Genomic DNA, 20461 nt, shown 5'->3' with positions numbered 1-20461 from the left:
GGTCAGTCCCTCAGGGCCTTGCCGGTCAGGTGCAGGAAGACCGACTCGAGGTCCGGGCGGGAGATCTCCACGTCCGCCAGGGTGACCCCGGCGTCCGCGACGGTGCCGACCACCTGGGCGACGAGAGCCGGCGCGTCGCGCACCGTCAGGGTGGCGGTGCGCCGGTCCGCGTCGACCCGCTCCACGCCGGACAGGGCGCGGAGCCGGCCGGCGGCCGCCTCCAGGTCGCCGGTGCCGCTGAGGCGGATGGTGTCGACGCCCCCGGTCAGCCGGATCAGGTCGTCACGGGTGCCCTCGGCCTGGAGCCGGCCGGAGTCGATGATCCCGATCCGGTCACAGAGCCGCTCGGCCTCCTCCATGTAGTGGGTCGTGTAGAGCACTGCCATGCCGTCGGCCGAGAGCGCCTCGACGGACTCCAGGATGGCGTTGCGCGACTGCGGGTCGACCCCGACGGTGGGCTCGTCCAGGATCAGCAGGGTGGGCTGGTGGAGGAGCCCGATGCCGATGTTGAGGCGGCGCTTCATGCCGCCGGAGTACTCCTTGCTCAGGCTCTTGGCGCGGTCGGCGAGGCCGATGAGGTCGAGCACCTCCTCGACCCGCGCGCTGAGCGCCTTGCCCCGCAGGCCCTGCAGCCTGCCGAAGAGGGTGAGGTTCTCCCGGCCGGTCAGCTCGGGATAGACGGCGAGCTCCTGGGGCACCAGGCCGAGGTGGCGCTTGGGCTCGGTGGTCGAGGGCGTCATCCGCTGCCCGGCGACGGTGACCGTCCCCGCGTCGGCACGGATCAGCCCGGCGACCATCGAGATGGTCGTCGTCTTGCCGGCCCCGTTGGGCCCGAGGAGGCCGTAGGTCTCCCCCGGGGCGATGTGGAAGGAGACGCCGTCGACCGCGCGAAGGTCGCCGAAACGGCGCTCCAGCGAGTCGACGACGAGCACGTCACTGGGGGGCGCGGCCTCGGTCACGGCGTGAGCCTACGGGTTGAGGGGGTAGCCGCACGGCAGGCACCGCCGTACCGTGGTCAGGGTGCTCCTGCCCGAGGTGCTCCTCCAGGTGGTCACCGCGGACGAACCCGCGGGTCTTCTTCCCGCTCGGTTGCAGATGGCCTTCTCGCTCGGCTGGCACATCGTGCTCGCCTGCTTCGGCGTCGCCCTGCCGTCCATGATCTTCGTGATGCACTGGCGGGGCATCTACCGGGACGACCCCGTCGCGCTGGGGCTGGCGCAGCGCTGGGCCAAGGTCTCGGCCGTCCTCTTCGCGGTCGGCGCGGTCTCCGGGACGGTGCTCAGCTTCGAGATGGGACTGCTCTGGCCGGGGCTGATGGGCCCCTTCGGCGACGTGCTGGGACTGCCGTTCGCCTTCGAGGGGCTGGCGTTCTTCACCGAGGCCATCTTCCTGGGCATCTACCTCTACGGCTGGGGGCGGATGGCACCGAAGCGACATCTGCTGACCCTGTTGCCGATGGCGGTCGCCGGTCTCGTCGGCACCTTCTGCGTCGTCTCGGTCAACGCCTGGATGAACGCACCCGCGGGCTTCCGCATCGAGAACGGCGAGGTCGTCGACATCAACCCGTGGCGGGCGATGTTCAACGACCTGGCGTTCCTGCAGTTCCTGCACATGTGGGTGGCGGCGTTCATGGTCGTGGGCCTGCTGACCTCGGGGGTCTACGCCGCAGGCATGCTGCGCGGCCGTCGGGACGCCCACCACCGCCAGGGCTTCACCATCCCCTTCATCTTCGGCACCGTGGCCACCGCGCTCCAGCCCGTCGTCGGCCACTTCCTGGGCGGCGGCCTGGTCGACCGGCAGCCGGCCAAGCTGGCGGCGTTCGAGCTGGCCACCACCACCGAGGCGCCGGCGCCGCTGCGGCTGGGCGGGCTGCTGATCGACGGGGAGGTCCGCGGCTCGATCGACATCCCCTACCTGGGCTCCCTGATCGCCCGGAACTCCTTCGACGCACCGATCCCCGGGCTGGACACCGTGCCGGTGGAGGACCACCCGCCGGTCAACATCACCCACCTGTCCTTCCAGCTGATGGTCGGCATCGGCTTCCTGCTGCTGCTGGTGGTCCTCGTCTACTGGCTGGCCCGGTGGCGCGGACGCGACCTGCTCGACAACGCCTGGTTCCTGCGCACCTGCGTGGTGGCCGGGCCGCTCGCGGTCCTGGCGGTGGAAGCGGGCTGGACCGCGACCGAGGTCGGACGGCAGCCGTGGGTGGTCTACGGCGTGCTGCGCACCACCGACGCGGCGGACAGCAACGGGTGGCTGTGGTGGCTGCTGGCGGCGACGCTGCTGCTCTATGCCGCGATGACGGTGGCCGCGACCGTGGTCATCCGCTCGATGACCGCCCGGTGGCGCAGCGGCTCCCTCGACCTGCCCAGCCCCTACGGTCCGCAGCTCCGGATGCAGGACAGCGAGAGGGAGCGGCAGTGAGCCTGGCGCTCGTGGTCGCCGCCGCGCTCTTCGTGGGCGTGGTGGCGTACGGCGTGCTGGGCGGCGCCGACTTCGGCTCCGGGTCCTACGACCTGACCGCCGGCGGGGACGTCGACGGGGCGGAGCTGCGGACCCTGATCGACCACAGCATCGGCCCGGTCTGGGAGGCCAACCACGTCTGGCTGATCTACGTGCTCGTGGTGTGGTGGACCGGCTTCCCCGAGTCGTTCGCGTCGGCGATGTCGACGCTGATCTTCCCCATGCTCTTCGCCCTGCTGGGGATCGTGCTGCGTGGTTCCAGCTTCGCCTTCCGCAAGTACTCCGCGACCCTGGGCCAGGCCAGGCTCTTCGGGGTCGTCTTCGCCGCCTCGTCGGTGATCACCCCGTTCTTCCTCGGCGCCGTGGCCGGCGCCATCGCCTCGGGGCGGGTCCCGGCGGAGGGACGCGGCGACCTCTGGTCGTCGTGGCTGACCCCGACCTCGTTCTTCGGCGGGGTGATCGCGGTGCTCACCTGCTCGTTCCTCGCGGGCGTCTTCCTCACCGCCGACGCACAACGGTCGGGGCTCGCCGAGCTGGCCCTGCGGCTGCGCCGCCGGACGATCATCGCGGGCGTCGTCACCGGCGCCGTGGTCTTCGCCGCGCTGGTGCCGCTCTCCCGGGACGCCCCGACCCTCACGGACGGGCTGACCGGCCGCGCCGCCCCGCTGATGGTGGTCTCCGCCCTCTCCGGGATCGCGACGCTGTGGCTGCTCTTCCGGCGTGAGTACGTCGTCGCCCGGGTGACGGCCGTCAGCGCGGTGGCCGCGGTGCTCTTCGGCTGGGGGTTCGGGCAGTACCCGTGGCTGCTGGTCGACGAGGTCACCATCAAGGACGCCGCCGGGGCCGACGCCACCCTGGTGGGCTTGATCATCGTGGTGGGCCTCGCCGTGGTGGTCGTGGGCCCGGCGCTCTACTACCTGTTCCGGCTGACCCAGTCCGAGGAGTGGAGCCAGCCGGAACAGGAGTAGAGCGTCGGGTCAGCGCACGCGCAGGCGCACCGCCCTCGCGCGGTCCCGGGTCACGGTCTCGGATCCCCGGTAGCTGGCGACCACCCGCCAGGTGCCTCGGGCCAGACGGGGCAGCCGCACCGTGGTGCGCCCGTCGACCAGCCGGGCCGTCACCCGCCGCGTACGCCCCTGCGACCGGAGCACGACCCGCACGTCGCCGGTGACCTGCGCGTCGGCCCGCACCCGGACCCGGAGCGGGGCACGTGCCCCCACCCGGACCACCTTCTTGGGCAGCACCGCCTTGACCTTCCCCTTCGCCTTCCCCGTCGGCTTACCCTCGCCCGGCACCGGGGCGGCCGGGCCCTGCGGCTCGGTGACCGTGACGGTGACGGGTCCCGACACCGAGGCCGCGACGAGCTCGTCGTCGGTGGGCACGAACCGCGCCCGCACCTCGTAGATCCCCGCCGCGAGCTCGGGTGCCAGCCGCAACGCGGCAGCCCCGTCGGTCAGCGGCGCGGTGCCCAGCACCGTCGTCCCTGCCGAGAACTCCACCGTCCCGGAGAGCCCGGCCGTGCTGCGCACCTCGGCGGTGAGCAGCGCCCGGTCCTGGTCCTCGGCCCCGACGACCTGGCGGGTGCGGGTGGAGGTGAGGGAGACGGCGGACGCGGCGGCCGGCGCCTGGTCCAGGGAGACCGTGACCGGGACCGAGGTCGCCCTCCGGCCGGTCGGGTCCGTGACCACGGCGTACCACCGGTCCCCGGCAGTCACCGCGTCCAGCACCACCGGCACCTCGGTGCCGGCTGCGACGGTGGTGGAGGAGACCTGGGTCGAGGCCGCGGTGACGGCCCAGTCGGTCGCCCGGAGCTCCTTGGTGACCAGCAGGTCGACCTTGGCGACGAACTCGTCGTCCTCGGGGCCGTAGCGGTAGGGGTCTCGCATGCCGGGCTCGTCGTACCGGAACGCCTCGAAGGAGTCCAGGTGCGGCGAGTAGGCGTTGACCCCCATCAGCTCGGCGTCCACGTCGAAGGCGAGCAGGCGCTGGAAGCCGGTGTCGCGGTCACGGGTGTCGGAGCGCGGCTGGGGCTGCGTCGAGCGGTAGCCCTGGTAGTCGGCCAGCATCTGCACCACGGTCCGCCCGGTCTCCCCCACGTTGCGGACCGCCACCGTGTCCGCGGCGATCTCGATCGCGTCGGACTGCTCGCCGGTCACCGGGTCGCCGTACTTGGTGGCGACACCGTGGTAGTGACCGCCCAACACGAGGAAGATGTTGTCGCTGGGCGCCACCACCTGCGACCAGACCTTGTCGCCGCGCGCGGTGACCCGGTTGTCGAGGTCCTCGATCTTGCCCTGGGTGTCGAGGTAGCTGTGGGTGAGCAGCACGACGTTGTGCCGGGGGTAGGCGGCGGCGATCTCACGGGCCCAGTCCAGCTGCGCCCGGGTCGGTCGGTAGGGCAGGGAGAGCATCAGGTAGTCGATGCCGCCCTCGGTGACGAAGTCGTAGTGCGCCGAGTTGTCCCCCGGGCGCCAGGGGGCGCCGTACCAGTCGTGGTCGCGGAACATCTCGGGCCCGAAGTACCGGTTGTACTTCGTGTTGTCGCGGCCCCAGAAGTTGTCGTGGTTGCCCGGGAGCACGCCGTTGGGGACGCCGGCGTCGTTGAGCAGCTGGTGGATCCGCTGGGCGGCGGAGAACTCCTTGTCGGCGCGCACCGGGTCGGAGTTGGCACCGATCCAGTTCTCGATGATGTCGCCGGTGTTGGTGGAGTAGCCGATCCTGCGCGCCTCGGCGTTGGCGACCACCCAGGTGACCATCGTGCGGAAGACGTCGCGGAACCCCTCGGCGAGGAACTGGGTGTCGCTCATGTGGTTGAACGCCCAGTCGTAGTCGGCCGGGTCGGCGAACGCGCCGTCGGTCACACCGATCTCGTCGACCAGGCCCCCCGCGACCCGCGGGCCGTCGATCACCAGCACGTGAAGGGCACCGTCGACCAGGTGCTCCGCGCCGAGCTCGCCGACCAACGTGAGGTTGCCGTCGGCGTCTGCCTCGGTGTGGCCGAGCAGCTTCCAGGCAGACCCGTCCCAGGCCATCAGCTGGACGTCGTTGCGTGGCCGGGTGGTGGTGGAGAAGGTGAACTCGTAGCCGTCCGCCGGGACGGACTCCGCGGGCACCGCGAAGCGCAGGAACGGGTAGCCGTAGCCGTCAGCCCGCACCGCCAGGGACGCGGTGTCGCGGAGCCGGCGCTCGCCGGCGACGCTCAGCCGGGCCGGCACCCGACGGCTGGTCGCACCGCCCCAGACCTGCGCGGCGGTCAGGTCGAGCCCGGCCGGCGCGGCACGACGGACCGTCAGGTCCAGGTCCCCGCCGTCGGCGTCAGCGACCTGCACCGATGCCTGGTAGCTGCCGCCACGGACGCTCGCGCGGACCTGCGGGGTCCCCGGGGCGGTGGCGGTGTCCAGCGCGACCGCGTCGGTCTCCCCGGGCAGCGGCACCGTCGGGTCGACGTACTCCACGTCGGCCAGCTCGCCGGGGGTCCGGTCGGCGACGACGAAGTCCTCCTCGTTGTCGCCCGTGGTGCGGGCACGCTGGTAGGACTCGCCGAGATCCTGCTTGGCGTAGCCGCGGAGCTCGGAGCCGAGCACGCAGGGGCTGTAGGTGACGGTCTCGTAGACGCCCACGGCGTCGACCATCCGGCCTCGCGGGTCGCGGAGGTACATGCCGTGGGTGTCGTCGGCCAGCGCGGTGGCGTACGTCGCGTCCGCGACCGCACGCAGCGCGGGAGGCGCGTTGTCGTCGGCCGCCACGAAGACCTCACCCGGAGCCAGTGTCACGTCGCCCAGGTCGGCGACCTGGGTGCCCGCGTTGCCGCGGCCGGTGGCCTCGCAGCGGGTCAGCGACCAGCCGGAGAGGTTGACCGGCTGGTCGCCGTAGTTGGCGAGCTCGACGAACTCGTCGTCGGACCCGGCCGGGCCGGAACCGGCGATCTCGCTGAACCTCACGGGGCCGTGCCGGAAGGCCGAGCGGTCCACTTCAGTGAGCTGGTCCCGTGCCGAGGCGACCCCGGGCGTGCGGTCGGCGGCGAGGAGGAAGTCGCGGCTGTTGTCTCCGGTGTCGGAGACCCGGTGGTAGGCCTCGTCCTGGAGGCTGTTGGCGTCCAGGGTCTGGGGGGCGCCGACGCTGCAGATCGAGTTGCGGTTGGCGAAGGAGCCGAACCCGTCGACGATCGAGTCGTCGGGCAGGGTGACCAGGGCGCCGTAGTCGCGCCAGTGCATGCCGCTGGGGTAGGTGGCCTGGGCATCCGCGGCGTACCGACCGGCGTCGTGCGCAACGACGTAGGACGCGCCTGGTGCGATGGTGCCGGTCAGGCGGCCGTTCTGCAGGTAGGTGGTGCCGTTCTCCCCGCAGCGGTAGAGCTTCCACCCCGTCACGTCGACCGGGGCATCGGCGAAGTTGGTGAGCTCGACGTACTGGTCGGCGGTCGACCTGGAGCCCTCGTTGGCGACCTCGGAGATCCGGACGCCGGTGTCGACCCGCGGAGTGGGGGCCGCAGTGCCGGCGTTGGGCGCGTCGGGGGTGCGTGGCGCGACAACGAAGTCGCGTGTCACGTCGCCGGTGGTGGCGACGCGCTGGTGGCTCTGGCCCAGGCGGTGGTCGAGCGGACGGGCGAGTGCCTGGTCGGCCATCCCGCAGTCGGAGAGCACGGACGGGTGGTAGAAGCCGACGCGGTCGAGCACCGTGTTGTCGGGTGCCTCGACCAGCGCGCCGAAGCCGAACTCGTGAAGCGTGGCGCCGGTGGCGTCGTAGTCGTCGTCCCGCTTCACGGTGGCCTTGTTGGTGCTGGTGGCCGAGCCGACCGTGTAGGTCTCGCCCGGCTGCAGGACGGTGCCTGGCGGCACCACCTTCTGCGGACCGTAGAGGTCGCCGGTCTGACCGCAGCGCAGGATCCGGTAGCCGGAGATGTCGACCGCCTGGGCGCCGAAGTTCCCGATCTCGATGAAGTCGTCGGCACTGACCCGGTTGGCGTTCGAGCTGGCACCGGGACCGCCGTTGGCGATCTCGCTGATCAGCACCGAGCCGCCCGCGACGGGCTCGACGTTCGGGTACGACGTGGAGGCCGCCGCCGGCACCGTGCTCAGCAGTCCGCCGAGCACGCTGGTGGTGGCGACGACCGCGAGGGCCGTCGCTGTTCGCTTCTTCTGCATCACGAGGGGGAACCCTTTCGACTCCGGTCGCACGGGCGCGCGGCCGCGTCGATCGTGGGCGCCGCCGGGGAACCGATCGGGGCGGCGGAGTGACGGCGAGCACTCCGTCAGGTGAACGCTCGGGACTCCGCGCTGCGCGCTCTGTCCACAGGCTCGGCCTCTCCGGCCGACGCGCGTGGCCGGGACTCGACAGGATCATCCCCGTGCCGGCCGCCGGGCCGGCCACGGGGAGGAAGCATGGAGATCAAGCTCCAGCACGAGGTCGTGGCGACGGCGACCCAGACCCTCGACGCCCGCGCCGCCGAGATGGCGTCACGCAGGGCGCAGATCGAGGCGTCGGTCGCGTCGCTGCTCGGCGGGTGGCGTGGTGACGCCGCCGACCGGTTCGCCGCGCACTGGGAGGAGTGGCGGACCAGCGCCGACCTGGTGCTGGGCCACCTGGACGACGACATCTCGGCGGTGCGCCACGCCGGGACGCAGATTGCCGTCGCCGACGCGGACACCAGCCGGTCGCAGGCCCGGCTGCTGAGGAGGCTCGGATGAGCGCCTATCGGGTCGACCTGGAGGAGCTGCGCCTCGCGATCGCCGAGATGGGTGCCTTCCACGCGGAGCTCGCCGACCTGGCCGCGGAGGTGGGCCGGGTCACGGGACGGCTGCACGCCGGGTGGGCCGGGGTGGCGCGGGACGCGCACGCCGGTTCGCACGCCCGGTGGCAGGCGGAGCTGGCCGACATGCGAGCTGCTCTGGCGGGCATCCGGGCCTTGGGGGCGGGGGTGCAGGCCAACTACGAGGGGGCGGTCGAGGCCAACCTCACGATGTGGCAGCAGGTGCGGTGAGCGACGGCTCGGCGTCGTAGTGCACCGCGAACCGCGAGAGGTAGAGGTCGACTCCGGGCGGAGCCGAGAGCATGATGGCGGCCTCTTGCTGATCGAGCCGGCGACTCCCGTCCTCGTCGACCAGGACGCAGGCGCCGTACGGCGTCTGCCACAGGACCCTGCCGGGTCCACAGTTGCGGTAGCGGAACCCGCCGTGTGTCTTCCAGCGGTGGTGGGTGCGACGCAGCGGGCTCGAGTTGTGGGGACCGGTCTGCCCCGGGGGTCCGTTCCGCTGGTAGGCGGTGACGTGGTCGAAGTCCACCCGGTCACGCGTGGCCGTCCGGGGAGAGAAGGGGAAGGCGTCTCCGCCGCTGAGCAGCCAGGCGACGTCCTTGGTGCTCTCCGGGTGCTCGTACTGGTCGACGCGGGGGCGGATCCGGGGGTCGAGGACCGGAGTCAGACGGACGTCCGCATGCCCGAGGACCTCGCGCAGTGCCTGCACGAGAGCCGGGCCCATGCCCTCGACGCGCGCCAAGCCCGCCTGCAGGTCGAGTGAGGCCGCAGTGACGTGGACGAAGACCTGTCCGCGGCCGCGCAGGGAGGCGAGCTGTCGGGTGGACATGGCGGCGAGTCGTTCGGCCGTGCGCACCAGGTGCTCAGGCGCCCAGGCCGGCGCGGACTGCTCGTCGTCCTCGTCGGGCTCGTGGTGGTCGAGCAGGAGCTTCAACAGGTCGGCCGGACGAGCGAGCCAGCCAAAAGCCTCGGCGCGGAGCTCGTCCCGGTTACGGTCTTCCCCCAGCTCGGCGCTGAGGACATCGGCCACCCGATCGACCAGGGCGTCGATCCACGCGGCGTCGCCCGCAGCCACCCGGGCGATGACGTGGCGGAACCCGAACTCGTCGATCTTGCCGAGCGTCACGTAGCGGCGGTGCCGCTCGATCTCGCGGCGCATCGCGTAGGCCTCCGGATCGGCCTCGATCACCTTGGCGCGGGCGATCTCCAGCACTGTCGAGGGGGCGTGCCCGGCGATGGCGCGAGAGACGGCGGCGTCCACGATGTCGACGGTCTCGAGCGGCAGATCACGAGAGAGCACGGCGACCTTCCGCGCCACCCACGGCTCGCACTGCGCGGCCGCGACCACCCGCCACGTCCTCGGCAGCCGGTGCTGCAGGTCGAGGGTGTCCGCGAGGAGGGCCCGGGTCGTCGCCACATGGGTGTCCCGCGCCACCGCTAGCTCGGGCAGCGCGAACTCCCGCACCTTCGGGGTGCCGTCGCCTCCGCACCGCACCAGAGGATCCCGCTCGTCCGTGGCGTGTCCCTGGAGCGCGGCCCACTGCGACGCAAGCTCCATCTCGGCGACCTCGGCGGAACGGCGCTCCCCCACGGCGGTGGACGCGGCGGCGAGCAGCGCCGTCGCAGAGAGCTCGTCCACCACCGTCGTCATGCACCGATTCTATCGAACACATGTTCGAACCTCAAGGGGTCGGCCGGGCTCGTCCACGACCCCGCCGGCCCTGTGGATAACGGCGACGGGGAGCCGTTCGACTTCGCCATGCTCCTGGCCATGGAACTCTTCACCAGCGCCACCCGCCCGCCCCGCACCGCCTCGTCGTTCCCCGACGAGCACGCCGCCGAGACCTTCGTCGGCGAGGTCATCAACTGCCACGCGCCCGAGGTCTTCGACTGGCTCGACTCCGGTCGTCCGTGGCTGATGGTCGAGGACCGGTTCGACGTGCCGACCGGCCGAATGGGCAGCGCCCGCGGGGTCGTCGAGGTCACGGGCGTCCGCGTCGTCCTGGCTCGCGACGCGCGGATGCCCGACGGCTTCCGGGTCCACACCGCCTATCCGCAGGCGGGCCTGGAGCCTCGCACCGACCTCCCGACCCTGCGGCACCTCACGGGCGTCTACTTCCACCAGGACTGGGACCACGACTTCGGGACCTACCCCGTCGCCCTGGCGACGTTCCTGCGCGACTCCCCCGGGTTCGCCCGCCCCCTGCTCGAGGAGCTCGACCGGGTGCGGCCGCTCACCGAGGGCGAGCTCGACCGGCTGTTCGAGGAGCTCGGCTGCCAGTTCACCCTGGGTGCCGGGGAGACCTGGCACGGCTGGGTCGAGGACCTCGCCCGGCGGGTGGAGCACGCCACTTCGCAGTCCACCCCATGAGGATCGCGTTCCTCGGCGAGGGGTACTCCACCGCCGCCGAGGAGCTCGCCACCGCCAACGGGGTCCTCGCCGTCGCCTCCGGGATCCTGGCGCAGCGGCTGGGTGGCTGCGGTGGCATGGCCGGGGACGACGCGACCAGCCACGACTTCGCGCAGGCGTACGACCAGGCTGCGCCCCAGGCGCTCGCCACCCTGGCCGACCTGACCGACGCCGTCGGGAGCCTGGCCCTCCTGCTGGCCGCCTCCGAGACCAACCACGCGGCCGCTGAGGAGGCCAGCGCGGGCCGATCCGCCGTGCCGCGGAGAGCCGCGCCGCCGCTGAGCAGCTTCACCCCCGGCCCGCTGCCGAGCGCGGCCGGCGGCACGCCCGCTCCCCCGGGCGACGTGAAGGGCTGGATCGTCGACCGGGTCGAGGGCTTCGTATGGCCCTCCGCGGACGTGGACGCTCTGCGAGAGGCAGCCTCGGCCTGGCGGTACGCCGCAGGCATCGCGGCGGACCTCCCGGACCACTGCCGCGCCGCCGCGGACCGGCTGGAGCAGGAGGTCTCCCCCGAGGTGCCGCTCGCCCTGGACGCCCTGGCGGAGATCCGGGGTCTGGTCGCCGACGTGCAGGCCGATCTCGCCGCGCTGGCGCAGTCGTGCGACGAGTACGCCGACCGGGTTGAGGCGGCGCACCAGGCGATGCACGCCGTGCTCGACGAGATCATCGCCATGCTGGTGGAGGGCGCGGTGGTCTCCGGGCTGCTCGCCCTGCTCAGCGGCGGGGTCGCCGCCCTCGGCGGGGCCGGGGTGGTCTCGGCCAAGATCGCCGCCAAGGCACCGAAGCTGCACGCCATCGTGCTGGCGCTCGCCGCGAGCGCGGGCACCTCCGCCGGGAGCGTGCGAGCCGCGGGTCAGGGTCTGGCCCACTCGCAGGACCGACTCTCGAAGTTCGTGCGCGTCCGGGCTCGGCTCCGGGACGAGCGGGGGTCGATGGGCGCGGGCGGGGCAGTCGGGCGATGGCGGTTCCCGTCGTTGCAGCAGCCGGGCTGGCTCAGGGGTCATGAGAGCGGCAGAAAAGGACACACCCTCCAAAAGCACGTGGGCAAGTCCGACGAGTACCTGATGGAGAGACACTCCAAATCCAACATTCCGTACTCGTCCACGTATCACGACCAGGAGACCGCCGAGCAGGTCATCGCCGAAGGGATCGAGAGCCACGCAGAGGCTGTACGACGCTGGCTGGCGGATCCGAACCACAAGGCCGGACTTGAGCTGGATTACCCCACGACCCGGGACGTCGGCCGCTGCCTGGACCGCCATGGCAACGTCCACGAGCCGTCACAGGTCCGGATCGTCCTATTGAAGGATCCCGATATGCCTGAACGTTTCCGACTCCTGACATCCTTTCCCAATCCATGAGCACGGGCAGGGGGTGACCAAATGACTGACATGAGTGAGCGGTATCCCGCCTTGCGGCACTTGGTCGCGGCCTACTTTCACGAGGACTGGGACCACATGTACGACGACAACGTCTGGCTGGTCCTGGACGACTACCTGCGCAACTCCGCAGACCTGCCCCGCCGGCTCCCGCGGGAGATCGACCGGCTCCTCGCCAGGTTCGACGACGAAGAACTGACGACCTACCTCTACGACGAGCATTGCTGCTACACCGGCTCGGACTTCCCCGGCGGCCATCGGGAGTGGCTCACCGAGGTGGCCCGCCGCGCGCGCCTCGGACCCGACGACTCACTACTTCCGCCCCCGTTCACCGATTGGCGCAGGGGGCGATACTCCATGTCCTTCACCGACGACGAGACAGGCGAGCAGGTGACCGGTGCCGTCATCGACGCGCACCGGAACGAGATCGAGCGCTGGCTGGAGACCCCACAGGAACGACTCGTCATCGAAGGCACCTTCCCCAAGACGGTCGGCACCGTCGGCAACTACGCCATGGGGATGACCGAGCAGCACGTGGTCCGGGTGATCCTGGCTCAGGACTCGGACCAGCCCGGGCAGTTCCGGGTTGTGAACTCATTCCCGGAGTTCCCCCGACGCGGGCGCACGGATCTGCCCGGCCTCCGGCACCTCGGCGACGCGTACTTCCATCGGAGGTGGGACATGGAGCACGACTACAAGGGACTCATTAGCGCCTTCGCCACCGGATCCGGCCCCTATGCCGACGCCCTCCTCGAAGAGATCGAGCGGCTCCGCCCCCTCTCCGAGGAGGAGCTCGAGGCCCTGCTCGACGAGTTCGGCTTTCAGTTCAGCCTCGTCCGCGACGAGACCTGGCACGCCTGGCTGGACGACCTCGCCGCCCGCATCCACGAAGCGCGCTCGGACCTCGGTCAGGGAAACAACGGCGGCTCATAAAGCTGGTCGCCGGCGCGGCGCACGACCGCACCGACGCGGAAGTGGCCCGTCACCTTGCGGATGTCCTCCAAGACCTCCGCCACCAGCTCCTCCCGGAGCGCCGGCGGCACTGCCGGCCCGAGCCACCCCTGGTCGGTCAGGCTCGTGGTCACGGCGAGGCGCAGGTCCGCGTCATTGAAGTCTCGCTCCACGATCTCGCCCGTCGTCGTGGCCTTGTGGCTCGTGAGCCCACCAAACCCGCGACTGCAGCCGCACCCGTGCTCGGGGTACAACCGGTCGTCGTCGCACATCATGGGGAGCCACAGCAGCTCCCCGGGCACACACCAGGCGTAGTCCTCCTCGACCGTCCCTTGAGTTCTCTCGGTCGCCACCAGCAGCTTCATGTCCCTACCTCCTGGCGAGGAACCTAGGGGCGCCCACCGACAAGGGACGGCCCTCGGGCGAGCGTCCCTTCACGCGGAGGTATTGACCACTGACTCCTCCGCCTAGACAGTGGAGGAATGGCCGTGACGAGCTTCCAAGACCTCCCGCTCACCGGCCGTGACCGCGCCTGGGACGGCGGTGCCGCGGAGAAGCGGGTCCGGAAGTGGGCGGGCGCCGAGGACGAGCCGAACGAGAAGTACCGCGACACTCACCTCTGGTACGACGCGGAGAAGAAGGAGAACTTCACCGCCTACAAGCTGCTGATCGCCGACGTGATCGACGGCAAGCTCGTCGCCGTCCCCCGCGGGGTGATGGCCGCCGGCAACGTGATGGCGGGCAGCCGGGGTGGGGTCGACCTGCCCGAGCGAGACATCGACCGGGTGAAGAGTCACCTCGCGAAGTACTACGCCAAGATGGGCGACGAGGCTCCCTGGGAGCAGGAGTGACCGGCTAGAGCCAGGCCGGATCCAGGTCCAGCGTCGTCCGGTCGCCGGCGGCCAGCAGATCGAGCATCGGACCGACCTTCGGCAGCTCGCGGCCGAAGAAGTAGGCCGTGGCGGCGCGCTTGCCGTCGTAGAAGGCACCCTCGCGGCCCTCGGCGACCAGGAGCTGCTCCAGCCAGAGCCAGGCGACGACGACGTGCCCGGTCGCCTCCAGGTAGGCGGTGGCGTCGGCCAGGATCTCGGCGGGCGTTCCGCGGCCGGCGACCTGACCGGTCACCTCGAGCAGGCGGTCGAGCACGTCGCCCAGCTGGTGGGCGTAGGACTGCGCAGACGGCTGAGCCCGGCTGATCGTCGCCCGGATGCGGTCCGCCAGCAGTCCGAGGCCGGCGCCCCCGTCGAGCAGCACCTTGCGGCCCAGCAGGTCCTGGGCCTGGATGCCGTGGGTGCCCTCGTGGATCGGGTTGAGCCGGTTGTCGCGGTAGTGCTGCTCCACGTCGAAGTCGCGGGTGTATCCGGCACCGCCGAGCACCTGGATCGCCAGGTCGTTGGCGGTCAGGCACCACTGCGACGGCCAGCTCTTCGCGATCGGGGTGAGTACGCCGAGCAGCTTCTCGGCAGCGCGCGCCTCCTCGGCGTCGTCGAGCGAGGCGATGTCGTCGACCAGTCGGGCGCAGTAGAGGTTGAGCGCCAGCGCCCCCTCGACGTACGACTTCTGCGCCAGCAGCATCCGCCGCACGTCGGGGTGGTCGACCAGCGGCACCTGCGCGGTGTCGGGCGAGGCGCCGGCGGGTCGGCCCTGCAGCCGGTCCCGTGCGTACGCCAGCGACTTGAGGTAACCGGTGTAGCCGAGTGCGGTGGCGCCCAGCCCGACGCCGATCCGTGCCTCGTTCATCATCGTGAACATGGCCGGCAGCCCGCGGTTGAGCTCGCCCACGAGGTAGCCGACCGTCCCGGGGCGACCGCCCGGCGTGTAGGCGCCGTCGCCGAGCACCGGGGCGGTGTTGACGGTGCCGCGGAAGCCCATCTTGTGGTTGATCCCGGCGAGCACCACGTCGTTGCGCTCGCCGATCGAGCCGTCCTCGGCGACCAGGTGCTTGGGCACCAGGAAGAGCGAGACGCCCTTGGTGCCGGCCGGGGCGCCGGGGGTGCGGGCCAGCACCAGGTGGACGATGTTCTCGCCCATCTCGTGGTCCCCGCCGGAGATCCACATCTTGCGGCCGAAGAGCCGGTAGCTGCCGTCGTCCTGGGGCTCGGCCCGGGTGGTGATGTCGGCGAGGTTGGAGCCGGCGTGCGGCTCGGAGAGCGCCATCGTGCCGAAGAAGCGGCCCTCGATCATCGGCTGCACGTAGCGCTCGACCTGCTCGGGGGTGCCGTGCACGGTGAGCAGGTTGGCGTTGGCCATGGTGAGCAGGGCGTAGCCGGTGGTGCCGACGTTGGCGGCGTGGAACCACGCCATCGCGGCGTTGAAGACCGAGGTGGGCAGCTGGAGCCCGCCGACGGACTCCGACAGCGGCGCGGCCAGGAAGCCGGCGTCGGCGAAGGCGCGGAGCGCGGGCTCCACCTCGGGGACCAGCTCGACCTTCTCCCCGTCGAAGCGGGGCTCCTCCAGGTCGGCCTTGCGGTTGTGCGGGGCGAACGACTCGGTGGCGATCTGCTCAGCCAGCCGGAGCAGGTCCTCGACGGTGTCGCGCGAGTGCTCGGCGTACCGCGGCCGCTTGACGAGACCCTCCGTGTCGAGCCAGTCGAACAGCAGGAACTCGAGGTCGGCCCGGGACATGATCTCGCTCATCGCCGCAGGCTACCCGGATGCACCGTGGCTGGCCCTTGCCTACTGGCGAGTACTCACCGAGGGTGAGCGGACCTTTCTAATTCTCGGGAAAGAAGGAACTTTCGTGACCCCACGTCGTCTTCCGGCGCTCACCCTCGCCGGGGCACTCGCCCTCAGCCTCACCGGACTCGCCGTCGGCTCCCCCGCCACCGCCAAGCCGGTCAACTCCCACTGCGGCACCGAAGCCGGCGGCAACTCCGCCGGCTTCGTCAACCACTCCCAGCTCACCTCCGCGCTCGACAAGATCGAGCGCACCAGCAAGGGCAACGTCGAGGTCGAGGTGATCGGCCGGAGCAACGAGGGCCGAGAGATCTACTCCGCCCGGGTCGGCACCGGCGACACCGTGATGCTGGTGCAGTCCCAGATCCACGGCAACGAGAACCACGGCACCGAGGCGCTGCTCCACATGCTGCAGCAGCTGGGCGGCAACAGCCCGGCGGCGAAGGCGACCCGCGAGGGCATCACGATCATCGCGATCCCTCGCCTCAACGTCGACGGCGGAGAGCACCAGCACCGGCAGAACGACCAGAGCTGGGAGCAGACTGTCGCGCGGTTCCCGCAGCTGGCCGGCTCGGCCCCCTCGTGGAACTACAACGCGAACGTGCCCGGCTTCGACACCAACCGCGACTTCAACCCCGACCTGGACTACGTGCCCCAGGCCGAGGACCTCCCCGGGGACAGCGGCTCCGTGGGCTGGTACCTGACGCCGGAGGCGCAGACCGTCCGCGAGGTCTACCGCGACCTGGAGCAGGAGTTCGGCACGGTCGACTACTTCGTCGACCTGCACAACCAGGGCCCGTGCTACCTCGTCGAGGGCACCAACCGTCTCTCCACGCTCTCCATCTCAGGGCGCTTCATCGCCGACCCGGCCGAGCACGGCACCTGGCCCGAGTTCGACTACGACGCCTCACGCCGGGCGAACGTCGCGATCTACGACGCTCTCAAGGACCGGGCCGGCAACGGGTCGGGCTTCGGTGACGTCACCCTCTACCCGCAGGACACCGACCTGCCCGGCACCGCGCTGGGCTCCTTCGCCCTGCGCGGCAGCGCCACCGTGCTCTTCGAGACCAGCTCGCAGACGCAGTCGACCGGGCTGAAGGGCAACGGGATGCTGACCAAGCAGGTCGAGATCGGGCTCCAGGGGCTGATCGACTCGATCGTCGACGGGTCGGTGGACTCGCTGAACCCGGACGTCTACGAGGCTATCCCCAACCGGATGCCGGTGCCGCGCAGCTGACCCACTGCGCGCTGCTCATCGCCCTCGCCCGGCTCGACCGGGCGGGGGCGGTGTCGCGTCAAGAGCGCACGTGCATGCGCTCCCCCTGCGGACCGAAGATCGCCAGCGCCTCCGCGGGGCTCGGCCCGGGGTTCCCGATCCAGTGCGGGGTGCGGGTGTCGAACTCGGCGACCTCGCCCGCCTCGAGCACCAGGTCGCGAGTACCGAGCACGAGGCGGACCCGGCCGCTGAGCACGTAGATCCACTCGTACCCCTCGTGCGTCTGGAGCTCGGCCCGGGGCTGGTCGTCGACGGGGAGGATCAGCTTGAACGACTGCAAGCCTCCGGGCCGCTTGGTCAGGGAGATGAAGGTGCGACCGTGCCTGGTCACCGGCTTGGAGCGGACGCGCGGGTCACCGGTCTCCGGGGCGTCGACGAGCTCGTCGAGGGCGACCCGGTGGGCACGGGCCAGCGGCAGGAGGAGCTCGAGGGTCGGCTTGCGCTGCCCGGACTCCAGCCGCGACAGGGTGCTCACCGAGATCCCGGTCTCCTCGGCGAGGTCGCCGAGCGTCGCCTCGCGCTCGAGCCGCAGCTGCCGCAGTCGCGGGCCCACTCCTCGGAGGACGTCCTGGTCGGTGACGGGGTCGGCCATGGGCCCACCTTGCCAGATCAGCAAAGATGTTTGTCAACGTGCCGGGTCGGGGTGATGCTGGAGGCATGAGTGAGAAGTCGAGCTATGACGTGGTGGTCGTCGGTGGCGGAGCCGCCGGCCTGAGTGGCGCGCTGGCGCTGGGGCGTTCGCGACGCCGGGTGCTGGTGATCGACGCCGGGGAGCCGCGCAACGCGCCGTCGGCGCACGCCCACAACTACCTGGGCCGCGAGGGGGTCGCCCCGCTCGAGCTGCTGGAGAGCGGCCGGGCCGAGGTGGCGGAGTACGGCGTGGAGGTCGTCACCGACCGGGTGACGGGGGTCACCGGGTCCGCCGACGGGTTCGTGGTGACGACCGCGGGCGGGCGCGAGGTCACGGGCAGGCGGGTGCTGGTGACCGGCGGCGTGGTCGACGAGCTGCCCGAGGTCCCGGGCCTCGCCGAGCGGTGGGGCATCGACGTGCTCCACTGCCCCTACTGCCATGGGTGGGAGGTACGCGACCAGGCGATCGCGGTGCTCGCCACCAGCCCGGTGGCCGCCCACCACGGACTGCTCTTCCGGCAGCTCTCCGAGGACGTCGTCATGGTGGTGGTCGACGGCGTGGAGCTGCCCGACGCCGACGTCGAGAAGCTCGAGGCGATCGGCGTACGCCTCCTGGAGGGCACCCCGCGCGAAGTCGTGGTCGAGGGCGACCGGCTGGTCGGGCTCCGCCTGGCCGACGGCTCGCTGCTGGAGCGGGACGCCGTCGTGGTGGCCTCCAAGCCGCAGGTCCGCGCCGACTTCCTGGCGCCCCTGGGGCTGGCGCCCGAGCCCTTCGAGATGGGCGGCACCACGATGGGCTCGGTGCTCACGGTCGACGCCCTCGGTGCGACCGGCGTGCCCGGCGTGTACGCCGCCGGGAACGCCACCGACCTCAGCATGACCCTGATGGCCTCGGCCGCCCACGGCATCCGGGTCGGCGCCTTCGTCAACGCGGAGCTGGCGGCCGCCGATGCCGCCCAGGCCGTCGCGGAGGCGCGGGCCCACCGGTTCGAGCAGCCGGCGTGGGAGGAGCGCTACTCCGGGGAGCGGGTGTGGAGCGGGCGGGTCAACCCGCAGCTCGCCGCGGAGGCCGCGTCGCTGACGCCGGGCCGGGCGCTCGACGTGGGCTGCGGCGAGGGGGCCGACGCGATCTGGCTGGCCCAGCAGGGCTGGGCGGTCACCGCGCTCGACTTCGCCGAGGCGGCGCTGGCGAAGACCAGCGAGCACGCGGGCGACGCGGGCGTCGGTGAGCGGGTCGAGACGCGTCGGGCGGACGTGCGGACGTGGGAGCCCGGCGAGGAGCGCTGGGACCTGGTCAGCTCGCAGTTCATGCACCTGCCCGACGGCGGCATGGTGGAGGTGACCGGGAGGCTCGCGTCGGCGGTCGCGCCCGGCGGCACCCTGCTCGTCGTCGGCCACCACCCGCACGACCACGCGACCGGGGTGCGGCACGGGCACCGCTCGTTCCTCTTCACCCCGGAGTCGCTGCTCCCCGCCCTCGCCGACGGCGAGTGGGAGGTCGAGGTGTGCGAGGCGCGCGACCGCACCCAAGCGCACCCACAGACAGGTGAGGAGATGAAGGTGCGGGACTCGGTGCTGCGGGCGCGGCGACTCTAGAGCCGGTCGCCGTAGCCGAACTCCTGACGCAGCCCGGAGTCGACGCCGTTCGCCTCCAGCACCTCCGCGGACCGCTCGACCACCCGCCGTGTCGGCAGCACGTGGAGGCACATCAGCGTCAGGCCGATGACCGCGCCGAGCAGGTAGAGCAGGAACGAGGAGTCGAGGAAGGCGAGCACGATCCCGAGCAGCACCGGCGCCTCCGCCAGCGCGAACCGCAGGATCATGCCGGTCTGGTAGCGCCCCTGCGCCGCCTTGCGGGCCTCGCCGGCCTCGGTGCCGGGGGCCAGGGGCGGCAGGTTGTAGCCCATCGCCGGGATGAGCGCGAAGAGGGCGACCCCCGCGACGACGAGGACCCCGGCGAAGATCGGGTCCGGGGTGCCGGTGAGCCAGCCGTCGGCCGACTCCGCGTCGTTGCTCCCGACGAAGGCGAGCACCAGTCCGATCAGGACCGGGGCACCGACCAAGGCCCCGGTGAGGATGCGGACGGTCTGGGCGAAGCTGGTGGTGGCGGCAGGCTGGGACGACGACATGGGCGTCAGTCTGGCGTACGGCCGGCGCTCAGCGGAGCGCCACCTGGACGACGGCCGTCCTGATCACGTCGTACTGCTCGTCGGTCAGCTCACCGACGACGTGCGCGACCTCCACCTGGATGAGGCTCTCGGAGGGCCCGTCGAGCACCCCCTCCATCTTCATCTGGATGATCTCGAACCGGCTGAGTCGATCCCCGTCGGCATGCTGATCGTCGGGGACGGTCGACACCAGGCGCGCGATCCTGGGCGCCGCGTCCTCGACGTCCACCCGACCGTCGTTGATCTCCTGCAGCAACTGTGTCAGCTCACTCATGCTCCACCTCCCACTGGGCTAGACCGCCACACCCTGTGAAACGACGGGGATGCCAAAGGGCTACGCGGGGTCGGCGCCTAGCCTGGACGCGTGGCTGCCATCCCCCTCCTGCTCGACCTCCTCGCGGTGCTCGTCTTTTCGGCGCTCGGTCGCCGCTCCCACGACGGCGAGGACGGCCTGATCGCCGTCCTCGACATCGCGTGGCCCTTCGCGGTGGGTGCCGTCCTCGGCCACCTGCTGCTGATGCTCGTCCCGGCCCTGCGGGGCCGGCCCGCCGTCAGCGTGCTCGCCGGGGCCGTCATCTGGCCGGTCACCGTGGCGGTCGGGATGGCGCTGCGGCAGGCCACCGGGGACGGGACCGCATGGTCGTTCGTCCTGGTGGCCACCGGCGTGCTCGGTGCGGCGATGCTGGGGTGGCGCGCCATCGGGTCGCTGGTGGCTCGACGACGGGGTTGAGCGCGGCGCACGTTCCTCGTCGCCGG

General features: G+C 71.6%; 19 protein-coding genes. 11 read left to right on the top strand and 8 right to left on the bottom strand.

Annotated elements, in window-relative coordinates:
- Positions 1-2 precede the first annotated feature (2 nt).
- Positions 3-959 (bottom strand): ABC transporter ATP-binding protein, encoded by a 957-nt coding sequence (locus AC3X7R_RS05665; protein WP_489964599.1) that lies wholly within the window; start codon positions 957-959, stop codon positions 3-5.
- A gap of 61 nt (positions 960-1020) precedes the next feature.
- Between AC3X7R_RS05665 and AC3X7R_RS05660 the strand changes: the two genes are divergently transcribed.
- Together AC3X7R_RS05660 and AC3X7R_RS05655 are read left to right on the top strand one after the other, a co-directional pair.
- Positions 1021-2424, top strand: coding sequence for a cytochrome ubiquinol oxidase subunit I (locus tag AC3X7R_RS05660; RefSeq protein ID WP_489964598.1), 1404 nt, complete (start codon positions 1021-1023; stop codon positions 2422-2424).
- On the top strand, positions 2421-3431 hold the full coding sequence (locus AC3X7R_RS05655) for a cytochrome d ubiquinol oxidase subunit II (RefSeq protein ID WP_489964597.1): 1011 nt from the start codon (positions 2421-2423) through the stop codon (positions 3429-3431). Before AC3X7R_RS05660 ends, AC3X7R_RS05655 begins: the two co-directional genes overlap by 4 nt.
- A gap of 9 nt (positions 3432-3440) precedes the next feature.
- Here the strand turns inward: AC3X7R_RS05655 and AC3X7R_RS05650 are convergent, their stop codons facing one another.
- Positions 3441-7607 (bottom strand): lamin tail domain-containing protein, encoded by a 4167-nt coding sequence (locus AC3X7R_RS05650; protein ID WP_489964596.1) that lies wholly within the window; start codon positions 7605-7607, stop codon positions 3441-3443.
- A gap of 237 nt (positions 7608-7844) precedes the next feature.
- Between AC3X7R_RS05650 and AC3X7R_RS05645 the strand changes: the two genes are divergently transcribed.
- On the top strand, positions 7845-8150 hold the full coding sequence (locus tag AC3X7R_RS05645) for a WXG100 family type VII secretion target (protein ID WP_489964595.1): 306 nt from the start codon (positions 7845-7847) through the stop codon (positions 8148-8150).
- Positions 8147-8443, top strand: a complete 297-nt coding sequence (locus tag AC3X7R_RS05640) for a WXG100 family type VII secretion target (protein WP_489964594.1) — start codon at positions 8147-8149, stop codon at positions 8441-8443. Before AC3X7R_RS05645 ends, AC3X7R_RS05640 begins: the two co-directional genes overlap by 4 nt.
- Here the strand turns inward: AC3X7R_RS05640 and AC3X7R_RS05635 are convergent.
- A complete protein-coding gene (locus AC3X7R_RS05635) occupies positions 8418-9866 on the bottom strand; it encodes a 13E12 repeat family protein (RefSeq protein WP_489964593.1) in 1449 nt (482 codons plus the stop codon). The genes AC3X7R_RS05640 and AC3X7R_RS05635 overlap by 26 nt on opposite strands.
- A gap of 120 nt (positions 9867-9986) precedes the next feature.
- On the opposite strand from AC3X7R_RS05635, the gene AC3X7R_RS05630 reads away from it, so the two are divergent.
- From AC3X7R_RS05630 to AC3X7R_RS05620, 3 genes are read left to right on the top strand one after another with little or no spacing between them, the layout of a single operon-like run.
- A complete protein-coding gene (locus AC3X7R_RS05630) occupies positions 9987-10586 on the top strand; it encodes a contact-dependent growth inhibition system immunity protein (protein WP_489964592.1) in 600 nt (199 codons plus the stop codon).
- The gene (locus tag AC3X7R_RS05625; protein ID WP_489964591.1) at positions 10583-11986 is read left to right on the top strand and encodes an RNase A-like domain-containing protein; all 1404 of its coding nucleotides are present in this window, start codon (positions 10583-10585) and stop codon (positions 11984-11986) included. The genes AC3X7R_RS05630 and AC3X7R_RS05625 overlap by 4 nt, the downstream gene beginning before the upstream one ends.
- 21 nt (positions 11987-12007) lie before the next feature.
- Positions 12008-12937 (top strand): contact-dependent growth inhibition system immunity protein, encoded by a 930-nt coding sequence (locus AC3X7R_RS05620; RefSeq protein WP_489964590.1) that lies wholly within the window; start codon positions 12008-12010, stop codon positions 12935-12937.
- Here AC3X7R_RS05620 and AC3X7R_RS05615 read toward each other — a convergent pair.
- The gene (locus tag AC3X7R_RS05615) at positions 12913-13320 is read right to left on the bottom strand and encodes a DUF7715 family protein (protein WP_489964589.1); all 408 of its coding nucleotides are present in this window, start codon (positions 13318-13320) and stop codon (positions 12913-12915) included. The genes AC3X7R_RS05620 and AC3X7R_RS05615 overlap by 25 nt on opposite strands.
- Before the next feature lie 117 nt (positions 13321-13437).
- On the opposite strand from AC3X7R_RS05615, the gene AC3X7R_RS05610 reads away from it, so the two are divergent.
- Entirely contained in the window at positions 13438-13806 is a 369-nt protein-coding gene (locus AC3X7R_RS05610; protein ID WP_489964588.1) for a hypothetical protein, read from the top strand.
- A gap of 4 nt (positions 13807-13810) precedes the next feature.
- On the opposite strand, the gene AC3X7R_RS05605 is transcribed toward AC3X7R_RS05610, so the two are convergent.
- Positions 13811-15592, bottom strand: a complete 1782-nt coding sequence (locus AC3X7R_RS05605) for an acyl-CoA dehydrogenase (RefSeq protein ID WP_489964587.1) — start codon at positions 15590-15592, stop codon at positions 13811-13813.
- Between the two features lie 103 nt (positions 15593-15695).
- Between AC3X7R_RS05605 and AC3X7R_RS05600 the strand changes: the two genes are divergently transcribed.
- Positions 15696-16868 (top strand): M14 family zinc carboxypeptidase, encoded by a 1173-nt coding sequence (locus AC3X7R_RS05600; protein ID WP_489964586.1) that lies wholly within the window; start codon positions 15696-15698, stop codon positions 16866-16868.
- Between the two features lie 58 nt (positions 16869-16926).
- Here the strand turns inward: AC3X7R_RS05600 and AC3X7R_RS05595 are convergent, their stop codons facing one another.
- Positions 16927-17499, bottom strand: a complete 573-nt coding sequence (locus tag AC3X7R_RS05595) for a helix-turn-helix domain-containing protein (RefSeq protein WP_489964585.1) — start codon at positions 17497-17499, stop codon at positions 16927-16929.
- 65 nt (positions 17500-17564) lie between these two features.
- Between AC3X7R_RS05595 and AC3X7R_RS05590 the strand changes: the two genes are divergently transcribed.
- Positions 17565-19133 (top strand): methyltransferase domain-containing protein, encoded by a 1569-nt coding sequence (locus tag AC3X7R_RS05590; RefSeq protein WP_489964583.1) that lies wholly within the window; start codon positions 17565-17567, stop codon positions 19131-19133.
- Here AC3X7R_RS05590 and AC3X7R_RS05585 read toward each other — a convergent pair.
- Together AC3X7R_RS05585 and AC3X7R_RS05580 are read right to left on the bottom strand one after the other, a co-directional pair.
- Positions 19130-19666, bottom strand: coding sequence for a hypothetical protein (locus AC3X7R_RS05585; RefSeq protein ID WP_489964582.1), 537 nt, complete (start codon positions 19664-19666; stop codon positions 19130-19132). The two genes, AC3X7R_RS05590 and AC3X7R_RS05585, sit on opposite strands and share 4 nt — an antisense overlap.
- 28 nt (positions 19667-19694) lie before the next feature.
- Positions 19695-19979, bottom strand: a complete 285-nt coding sequence (locus AC3X7R_RS05580) for a hypothetical protein (RefSeq protein WP_489964581.1) — start codon at positions 19977-19979, stop codon at positions 19695-19697.
- Positions 19980-20069: 90 nt separating this feature from the next.
- Between AC3X7R_RS05580 and AC3X7R_RS05575 the strand changes: the two genes are divergently transcribed.
- Entirely contained in the window at positions 20070-20435 is a 366-nt protein-coding gene (locus AC3X7R_RS05575; RefSeq protein ID WP_489964580.1) for a DUF3054 domain-containing protein, read from the top strand.
- Positions 20436-20461: the final 26 nt, after the last annotated feature.

The organism is Nocardioides sp. Z22_16 (assembly GCF_058134365.1).
The sequence above is the reverse complement of the archived record's forward strand: the minus strand, read 5'-3'. Positions and strand labels throughout refer to the sequence as shown.